The sequence below is a fragment of the Variovorax sp. LG9.2 genome (genome assembly GCF_035018885.1).
In the GTDB taxonomy this organism is placed as follows: Bacteria; Pseudomonadota; Gammaproteobacteria; order Burkholderiales; family Burkholderiaceae_C; genus Variovorax.
Map to the genome: position 1 here is coordinate 1 of NZ_JASJXB010000062.1, position 9,080 is coordinate 9,080.

At 64.0% G+C, this 9,080-nt stretch carries 8 protein-coding genes and 2 pseudogenes; 9 read left to right on the forward strand and 1 reads right to left on the reverse strand.

Annotated elements, in window-relative coordinates:
• Positions 1 to 76 precede the first annotated feature (76 nt).
• Positions 77 to 271: pseudogene (locus tag QN413_RS26465) on the reverse strand (hypothetical protein); the annotation flags it as partial.
• A gap of 466 nt (positions 272 to 737) precedes the next feature.
• Between QN413_RS26465 and QN413_RS26470 the strand changes: the two are divergent.
• The 9 genes and pseudogenes from QN413_RS26470 to QN413_RS26510 form a co-directional block, all read left to right on the forward strand.
• Positions 738 to 1,790, forward strand: coding sequence for a LacI family DNA-binding transcriptional regulator (locus QN413_RS26470; RefSeq protein ID WP_323499555.1), 1,053 nt, complete (start codon positions 738 to 740; stop codon positions 1,788 to 1,790).
• A 93-nt stretch (positions 1,791 to 1,883) separates the two neighbouring features.
• On the forward strand, positions 1,884 to 2,843 hold the full coding sequence (locus tag QN413_RS26475; protein ID WP_323499556.1) for a substrate-binding domain-containing protein: 960 nt from the start codon (positions 1,884 to 1,886) through the stop codon (positions 2,841 to 2,843).
• A 7-nt stretch (positions 2,844 to 2,850) separates the two neighbouring features.
• Entirely contained in the window at positions 2,851 to 4,401 is a 1,551-nt protein-coding gene (locus tag QN413_RS26480) for a sugar ABC transporter ATP-binding protein (protein ID WP_323499557.1), read from the forward strand.
• The gene (locus tag QN413_RS26485) at positions 4,401 to 5,633 is read left to right on the forward strand and encodes an ABC transporter permease (RefSeq protein WP_323499558.1); all 1,233 of its coding nucleotides are present in this window, start codon (positions 4,401 to 4,403) and stop codon (positions 5,631 to 5,633) included. Before QN413_RS26480 ends, QN413_RS26485 begins: the two co-directional genes overlap by 1 nt.
• 7 nt (positions 5,634 to 5,640) lie before the next feature.
• Complete coding sequence (locus QN413_RS26490) at positions 5,641 to 6,072, forward strand: RbsD/FucU family protein (RefSeq protein WP_323499559.1); 432 nt, start codon at positions 5,641 to 5,643, stop codon at positions 6,070 to 6,072.
• Positions 6,069 to 7,160 (forward strand): aldo/keto reductase, encoded by a 1,092-nt coding sequence (locus QN413_RS26495; protein ID WP_323499560.1) that lies wholly within the window; start codon positions 6,069 to 6,071, stop codon positions 7,158 to 7,160. The genes QN413_RS26490 and QN413_RS26495 overlap by 4 nt, the downstream gene beginning before the upstream one ends.
• Positions 7,157 to 7,996 carry an amidohydrolase family protein gene (locus QN413_RS26500; protein ID WP_323499561.1) on the forward strand — a complete coding sequence of 280 codons (840 nt, stop codon included), beginning with the start codon at positions 7,157 to 7,159 and terminating at the stop codon, positions 7,994 to 7,996. The genes QN413_RS26495 and QN413_RS26500 overlap by 4 nt, the downstream gene beginning before the upstream one ends.
• Complete coding sequence (locus tag QN413_RS26505) at positions 7,993 to 8,610, forward strand: DUF1349 domain-containing protein (protein WP_323499562.1); 618 nt, start codon at positions 7,993 to 7,995, stop codon at positions 8,608 to 8,610. The genes QN413_RS26500 and QN413_RS26505 overlap by 4 nt, the downstream gene beginning before the upstream one ends.
• A 183-nt stretch (positions 8,611 to 8,793) precedes the next feature.
• A pseudogene (locus QN413_RS26510) lies at positions 8,794 to 9,080 on the forward strand (integrase); the annotation flags it as partial.

Below are 9,080 nucleotides of genomic sequence, written 5' to 3' on the forward strand. Positions count from 1 at the left end.
TCGGGCATCATCGCAAAGCCGCGACATCCTTCTCATCCAGACTGTCGCGCGCCTCTCAGATGGATTGACGCGCCACAAGCGTGGTTTCGATGGCAAACGGCGGGCGACCGGTCTTGGCCCGCGGTGCATGCGGCTGGACGATCTGCACCAGTGCGTTCCACGGCACGACTCGATCCATCTCGCCGAGAAACTCGCGCTTGCGCGTCTTCTTCGTCGACAGGTTCAGGCCCAGGCCAAGCTGGTTGGGCAGTGTCACGCGTTTGGAAATCATGGCTTCAGATCATGCAAAGAGTGGGCCTGTTTTGCAGGTCTTCCTTAAGTCAACACGCGTGCGGACCGGCCAGAACTGGACGATGAAATCCTGGATTTGCTTGGCGAACATCCCGAGGCATGAAAGCGTTGGCTAAGAAGCAACGACGCTAAAGAGCCGGCATTCGCACTCTCGAGCGCGAATCAGCAACCGTCTCAAGGTGCAGATCCAGTTCACGGCCGCGTGAATCAAGGCAGGCATGCGTACCTTCACTCCCGGGCTTCAAGCGGTCGCTGCGCCCGGGTCGAGTTGACCGGCTCGGCGATTGCGCGCGTCGCTGCGCAGCAGATCAGCCGCTTGCTCGCGGAGCTGCAACTCGTGCCTGGAGCCGCGCCCCCCATCGATCTCGACGCATCGGGGAAACCATTAGTAGCGCGCCTTGCAAGCGGTTGACGTTCGCGACACACTTATTGAAACGTTATATTTAATGGACACCGAAAACAAAGATCCCCTTCCCAGCGTGACCCTGCGCGAAGTCGCCAATGCGGCGGGCGTGTCAATCGGTACCGCCTCCAAGGTGCTTGCCGGAAAAGCTGGCGTCTCGTTGCGACGCAGCGAGAACGTCCGTGCTGCGGCCAAAACCCTGGGCTACCGGCCGAACGGCATTGCGGCCGATTTGCGGCGCAACCGCTCGACGTCGATCGGGCTGGTGATTCCCGACCTGCTCAATTCTTTTTTCCTCGAGCTCGTGCACGCGCTTGAAAAGTTCGCTTCGACCAACGGCTACTTCCTGGTGCTGGCGCACGCCGACGAAGATCCGAAAATCGAAATGGACCGCATCCGCTTCGTCTTGTCGCGCCAGGTCGCCGGCATGATCCTGATCCCTTGCCAGGGCTACGACCATGCCCTCGAAGAGCTGCAGCAGTGCAACGTCCCGGTGGTCATGGCCGACCGCGTGAACGACAGCTTTCCGGTCAACACGGTCACCACCGACAGCCTTCATGCGGCACACATGGGCACGCAATACCTGCTGTCACTCGGCCACCGGCGCATTGCTTTCGCGGTGAACACGCTCGACCTCGTGAACAGCCGGGACCGGGCCGACGGCTACATCAAGGCGATGCAGGAGGCCGATCTGGCCGACCACATCCAGATCGTCATGTGCGGCATGAATGCAGCCCAGGCCCATCCGGTGATGCTCGACATGCTGCTGAAGCCCGAGCGGCCGACCGCCCTCTTCACCGCCGGCAATGTGCTGACGCTCGCAGCCCTGCGGGCCATTGGCGACGCCAACCTGCAATTGCCCTCCGACCTGTCTCTGCTGAGCTTCGACGACGCACCCTGGATGTCGGTGCTGAAGCCCCGCATCAGTTCCATTCGGCAACCCGTCGAAGCCATCGGTCACGCCATTTGGCAACTGATGCTCGCCGGACTTCGGGGCCATCAAACCCAGCCGTTCTCGCACTTGCGCTTCAAGGCGGAGCTGTTGCCACGCGAGACCACAGCAGCCCGCCCGGTCCGGAAGAAACGCACTTCTTGATCCCTGCACACAAGGAACACTATCTATGCCGAAATAAAAATTGAAACGTTTTATATTTATAGACAGATCTGACCAACAGACCGGAGACAACCCATGAAATATTCCAGAAGACTTCTTGTGAACGGTGCACTGGCCTTCGCGGCACTGGCGCTGGGCGTGTCGTCCAGCAACGCGCAGACACCGGGTAAAAAATACCGCTTCGGCTTTTCCCAGGTGACCACGCTCGAACCCTGGCGCGTCCAGTTCAACAAGGACATGCGGGCCGAGTCCGCCAAACATCCAGAGATCGAACTGATCATCGCGGACGCGGGCGACCGCACCGACAAACAGGTTGCCGACATGGACAACTTCATCACGCAGAAGATGGATGTGATCTTCATTTCCCCGAAAGAATCCGCCGGACTCACCGGCGTGGTCGAAAAGGCCACCAAAGCCGGCATCCCGGTGTTCGTGCTCGACCGCAACGTCGACGGCAAGGCCTTCACGCAGTACATCGGTGGCGACAACGTGGCCATCGGCCGCGCAGCGGGCAAGTACATCGTCGATGCCCTCGGCGGCCCGGGCAAAGCGCGCGGCAACCTGATCGAGATCTGGGGCAATCAGGGCGTTCAGGCTGCGCACGACCGGCACAACGGCGTCTTCGAATCGGTTGGCAAGGAAAAAGGCATCACGCTGCTCAACGAGCGGGTCGACATCGACTGGAAGCAGGACAAGGCCTATGAGTACATGAAAACCATGCTGCGCCGCTTCCCGAAAATCGACGTGGTCTATGCGCAGAACGATCCGATGGCGTACGGCGCCTACCTGGCCGCCAAGGATCTGGGCCGCGAAAAGCAGATCAAGTTCATCGGCGCCGACGCGCTGCCGCAAGAGGGTGCGACCTGGGTTCTCAACGGGGAGTTGGCGGCGACCTTTCTTTATCCGACGCCCGGCGCAGAGGGGATCCGGCAGGCACTCAAGATGCTGAAGGGCGAGAAGATTCCCCCCAACGTGATTCTCGACACCGAAGGCGTGTTCAAGGACAACGCCAAAGCCTTCATCGCCTCGCACTGATCCGCGCATGGCCGAAACCGAGCTGACAACCACCCGGGCCTGCCTGGTTCGCATGACCGGCATCAGTCTGTCGTTCGGTGGCACCCAGGCACTGGCCAGTGTCGACTTCGATCTGGAGCCCGGCGAGATCCACGCCATCGCCGGTGAAAACGGTGCCGGCAAGTCGACGCTGATGAAAATCCTGGCCGGTATTCATCAACCCGACCAGGGTGAACTGACCCTGGTCGGCGAGCCGAAGCAGCTCTTTGGGGTGGCCGCCGCGCAAGCCGCAGGCATTGCCACGATCCATCAGGAGTTGAATCTCATCGACTCGCTCAGCGCTGTCGAAAACGTCTTCCTAGGCAAGGAACTGCTGACGCGCTGGCGCCTGCCCGACCGCCCACGCATGCGGTCCCGGGCTACCGCCGTGCTGCGCTCGCTGGGCTTCCCCGCCGACCCGCAAGCACCGGTGGGTGGTCTGCGCATGGGCGAGAAACAACTGGTGGAGATTGCCAAGGCATTGATCGCCGACGCGACGGTGCTGATCATGGACGAGCCGACGTCGGCCTTGTCTGACACCGAGACCCAGGCGCTCTATGCGCTGTGCCGACGACTGCGCGCGCAAGGCATCGGGATCGTGCTGATCACGCACCGGCTGGACGAAATTTTTTTGTTGGCAGATCGCATCAGCGTATTGCGCGACGGCCGGAAGATCGGGACCTGGGCGACCTCGGAGATCGAATCCCCCTCAGCCCTGGTGTCACTGATGATCGGGAAGAAATTTTCGGCAATCGGCGACAAGGAGCCCGCGTTGCCCGGGCCGACCGTCGCGCCGGTACTGACGGTCGAGCATCTGGGCCTGGCCACGACGGCGCGCAGCGTGGTCGACGGTGTTTCCTTCACCGTCGGCGCGGGCGAAGTCGTCGGCCTGTCGGGCCTGCTGGGCGCGGGCAAGACCGAGATCCTGGAGGCGCTGTTCGGCATCTCGCCGCACCGCGTCGAAGGCCGCATTCATTACCGAGGACAGGACGTCCGATTCGGGCAGCCCTGTGAAGCCGTCGAGGCCGGTGTCGGCATGGTGACTGAGGATCGAAAGCGCGACGGTCTGTTGCTGGAGCAAGACCTCGAGGCCAACTTCCTGCTGCCCAACCTCGGGCAATTGCCGGGCTACCCGCTCTATCGCAGGGGCCTTGCACGCGTCCGAGCCATCGCCAATGCCACGACCTTCAACGTGCGCTATAAGTTCATCGAACAGCCCAGCGGCACGCTCAGCGGCGGCAACCAGCAGAAGCTCATCATCGGCAAATGGCTGCTGCGCCAGCCCTGTCTGCTGTTGCTTGACGAGCCGACCCGCGGTGTCGACACCGCGGCCAAAGCCGAGATCTATGCGCTCATCCGCGCCGCTACGCACACCGGGCTCGCCGTGCTCATCGCCAGCGCAGAGATCGACGAACTCATGTTGCTGTGCGACCGCATCGTGGTGCTTTGCGCCGGCCGCGCCACGGGCACCTTGCAACGCTCCGATTTTTCAGCCAATGCACTGGTACGGCTTGCCGCCGGCCATGCCGGGACCTCTTGATGTTGATGCAATCCACCGTGATCAAAGGCCTGCTCGCCAGCGCCAAGTACTACCTGGGCCTGATCGTCCTGCTGGCGATCGGCGTGCTGGCGTCGCCGCATGACGCGGACGGGGGCAACATTTTCATGAGCGGCTCCAATCTGTCGGATGTGTTCCGGCAGGTGTCGAACATCGGGATCATCTCGATCGGCATGACACTGGTGATCATCGCAGGTGGCATCGACCTATCGGTCGGCTCGATCATGAGCCTGGGCAGTGTCCTGACGGCGATGCTGCTGACGCAAGCCGGCTGGACCGGCGCGTCGAGTTTCGGCCTCGCAGCGAGCGTGCCCGTGGCCGGCCTTCTGGTCTGGGTCGCAGTGCGTTTTTTCCGCTCGAAGACAGCGACGACTGCAACGCCGAATGAAGGCCGGGACGCTTCCGACCCGAAGCGCGTGCTGGCCGTCATCGCCGCCCCGGTCGCCGGGCTTGGCCTGGCCATCGCCATCGCCGTCGAGTTGCCCAGCAAGCTGCCGTTGGGGCTGGTGCTGCTGGTGGTGCCACTCGCCGGTTGCGCGATGGGGATGCTGAACGGATGGATCATCACGCGAGGCAGGATGCAACCGTTTATCGTGACGCTGGCCAGCATGGTCGCCATCACCGGTGCAACGCGCCTGATCTCAGGTCAGGACACGGCAGTGCATGCGATCTACAGCGGCACCAACGCCACCACGGACATCGAGGCGCTGCGCGCCCTGTTGTTCGGCATCGTGCCGGTACCCGCCCTGTTTTTTCTGGGCACCGCGTTGATCTTCGGCTTCGTGTTGAGCCGCACCGTCTTCGGCAAGTACCTCTACGCCATCGGCGGCAACGAAAAATGCGCACGCCTGTCGGGACTGCGGGTCGACCGCCACAAGATCGCGACCTATGCCATCTCGGGCCTGCTGTCGGCCCTGGTCGGTGTACTGTTCGCTGCGCAGTTTCGACAAGGCAAGTCAGATGCCGGACTGGGTTGGGAGCTCGATGCGATCGCCGCCGTTGTGATCGGCGGGACCACCTTGATGGGAGGCGCCGGCCGCATCTCGGGAACCATTGCGGGCGTGCTGATCTTCGGGTTTCTGGGCAATATCTTGCTGCTCAACAACATCGACAGCAACACGCAATTGCTGCTGAAGGGAATCATCATCATCGTTGCCGTTTTTCTCCAGCAAACTCCGTTGTCACGCTTGGGCCTGACACGCAAATCACTCTGAGGCCCGCATGCTTAAGAACATCGATCCACTCCTCACACCAGCGCTGCTGCGCGAATTGGCGGCCATGGGACATGGCGACTTCATCGCCGTTTGCGACGCCAACTTCCCGGCTTATTCGATTGCCGCCGGCAAACCGCTGATCCACCTGCCGGGCTGCGGGACGATTGCCGTGCTGCGCGCCATTCTCTCGGTGTTGCCGCTCGACACTTTCGATGGTAGCCCGGTGCACCGGATGGAACAGGTCGGTCGTCCCGAGGTGTTGGCCGACATCCAGCGCGAAGCCATCGACACGGTGTTCTCCCGGCTCGATCCGGTGCCGCAGGTGGCGGGCCTCGAGCGCTTCGCCTACTACGCGCAGGCCCGCGGCGCATGCGCCGTGGTCCTCACCGGAGACACCATGCCGTATGGCAATTTCCTGCTGCGCAAGGGGGTCCTGTGAGCGCGCCGGTAACAGCCGCGTTGCCACGGCGTCCGCTCGGCCGCACCGGCCTCGACGTGACGGTGCTGGGCTTTGGCGCGGCGCCCCTCGGCAACCTGTTCAGCCATCTCGACGAAGCCACCAGCGTCGCGGCCGTGGTCGCCGCTTTCGACAGCGGCATCAACCTGCTCGACATGGCGCCGCACTATGGCAACGGCCTGGCCGAACTGCGCGCCGGTGCAGCGCTCCGGCAGGTGCTGCAGCATCGGTCGCGCGACCGCATCGTGGTGTCGACCAAGGTTGGACGCTGGTTCGATCCGATGCCGACCCGCCGTGCAACCGCCCCGGCTCACGACGACGGCAATGCCGAAGTCGCGAGCCCGGGCTTCGTCGGCGCATTGCCGCATCGGGTCATGCTCGACTACTCCTATGACGGCACCCTGCGCTCGATCGAGCAGTCGCTGCTGCGCACCGGGCTCGACCGTCTCGACATCGTGTTGATTCACGACGTTGATGTCTGGACGCACGGCCCCGACGCGATCGAAGCCCGTTTCTCGGAAGCCATGAACGGGGCCTACCGCGCGCTCAGCCGATTGCGCGATGAAGGCGTGGTGCGCGCCATCGGCGTCGGCCTCAACGAAAGCGAAATGTGCGAGCGCTTCGCCCATGCCGGCGACTTCGACACCATGCTGCTGGCCGGACGCTACTCGCTGCTGGAGCAGCCGGCACTGGCCTCGTTCCTGCCGCTGGCGCAGCAAAAAAACATCGCTGTCATGCTCGGCGGAGTTTTCAATTCCGGCATCCTGGCCACTGGTGCAGTAGCCGGCGCGCGCTACAACTACCAGCCAGCACCGGCCGCCGTGATGGCGCGGGTGGCCGCCATTGACGCGGTGTGCAACACGAACGGCGTGCGCCTGGTCGATGCGGCACTGCAATTCGCGCTGGGACATCCGGCCGTCACCACGCTGGTGCTGGGCGCCGTGACGCCGGACGAAGTGCGCCGCAACATCGCCTCGCTGGCAGCGCTGATACCCGCGCAGTTGTGGCACGACCTGCGCACCGCGGGCTTGTTGCCCGATGCTGCGCCGACGCCGCCGGCGCTCGTATGAAGCTGGACGCGCACCAGCACTTCTGGCGCGTGGCGCAGGCCGCCGACTACCCCTGGATGTCGCCGGACCAGTCGGCGCTCTATCGCGACTTCTCGCCGGAGGAACTACGGCCCATGCTGGCGCGGCACGGCATCGACGGCACCGTGCTCGTGCAGGCGTCACCGACGCTGGCAGAAACGCAGGTGCTGCTGCGCATAGCCGAAGCGACACCGTTCGTCAAAGGCGTCGTCGGCTGGTGTGAGTTCGACGATGTCGCGGCGCCCGCGACCATCGCGACCCTGGCCGGTTCGCCGTGGCTCATCGGTCTGCGACCGATGGTTCAGGACATCGCCGACGACGGCTGGCTGCTGCGCGAGCCATTGCGGCCGGCGTTCGAGGCCATGGTGGAACATGACCTGGTGTTCGACGCGCTGGTGTTGCCACGCCACCTGACGCGGCTGGCCGAACTGACACGGCGGCATCCAGCGCTTCGCGTGGTGGTCGACCATGGTGCCAAGCCCGCGCTCCGTTCCGGCCTGCTGGACGAATGGCGGCGCGACATCGCCGCCGTCGCAAAATTCGAGGGCACCGCCTGCAAGCTGTCGGGCCTGGTCACGGAGTGCGGTGACGACCGTTCCCTCGAGCGGCTGCGCCCGGTGGTGGAGCATCTGCTGGACTGCTTCGGCGCCGGACGGCTGGTGTGGGGCAGCGACTGGCCGGTGGTGAACCTTGCGGGCGGCTACGACGAATGGATGGCCAGCGCGCAAGCGTTGCTGGCGCACCTGGCCGGCACGGCGCGCGACGCGATCTTCGGCGGCAACGCCCAGCGCATCTATCTCGACGGAGCGTCGGAATGACAGACCTTGCCATGCACGACAATTTTTCCGGCCTGGCGCTGCATCCCGCGTTGCGCTGGCAGTCCGAACCGGCGCACTGGCGCATCGGCACCGGAGGCGGCGGCCTGTCGATCGAACCGGACGCCGGTACCGATTTCTGGCAACGCACCCACTACGGCTTCGAAGTCGACAACGGGCACTTCCTGTACCTGAACGCGACCGGCGACTTCACGCTGACCACGCAGGTGCATTTTTCGCCGCGCCACCAATACGACCAGGCCGGGTTGATGGTGCGACTGTCGCCGTCCTGCTGGCTCAAAACGTCGGTCGAGTTCGAGCCGGACGGACCGAGCCGGCTTGGCGCCGTCGTCACCAACGGGCAGTATTCCGACTGGTCGACCCAGCCCGTGGGAGACGAGGTGACCGCGCTCTGGTTTCGCATCCGCACCGAGCGCTCGGACTGCATCGTGGAATCGTCGACAGACGGAGTCGCGTGGTCGCAACTTCGAATCGCACATCTGAGTGAACGCGCAGCGGCGCCGTTCGTGCAGTGCGGGCTCTACGCCTGCAGCCCGAAAGCGGCCGGCTTCAAGGCCAACTTCGCTTTTCTCGATTTTGAACCGGAAGGCGTTTGATGCGTTGAAAGAGACTGAGTCGCCCGCATCGCGTGCACAGGGAAGTGGAGCTCTGTCGCAACAGAGCTGGCCCCGGAAATCTGTACAACCCCGTAAGTGTGGAAACTGCTCCCGAAAGTGAGGAGCTTGCCTGTGAAGATTGGAGTTATGCGCAGCAACCTGGCCGCGCCCTTGCACCTTGGCCTGGGCCACTCCAAAGCGAACCAGCTGGGCCAGGACCTGCCGGAGAACTACAAGCCGCTGGTGGGCTCGGCTGCCGAGGCGATGCGCGACTGGCTCGGCGCCCTGCGCGCGGCCAGGATCACCAGCGGGCCGATCTTCCGGCGCGTGCTGGCGGGCGACCGCATGGGCACACCACTGGGTGCCGAGGGGGTGCGTTTCATCGTGAAGGCGCGCTGCGCGGCCGCGGGACTGGACGGCCGCTTCTCGGCGCACTCCTTGCGCTCGGGCTTCGTGACGGAGGCGGGTCT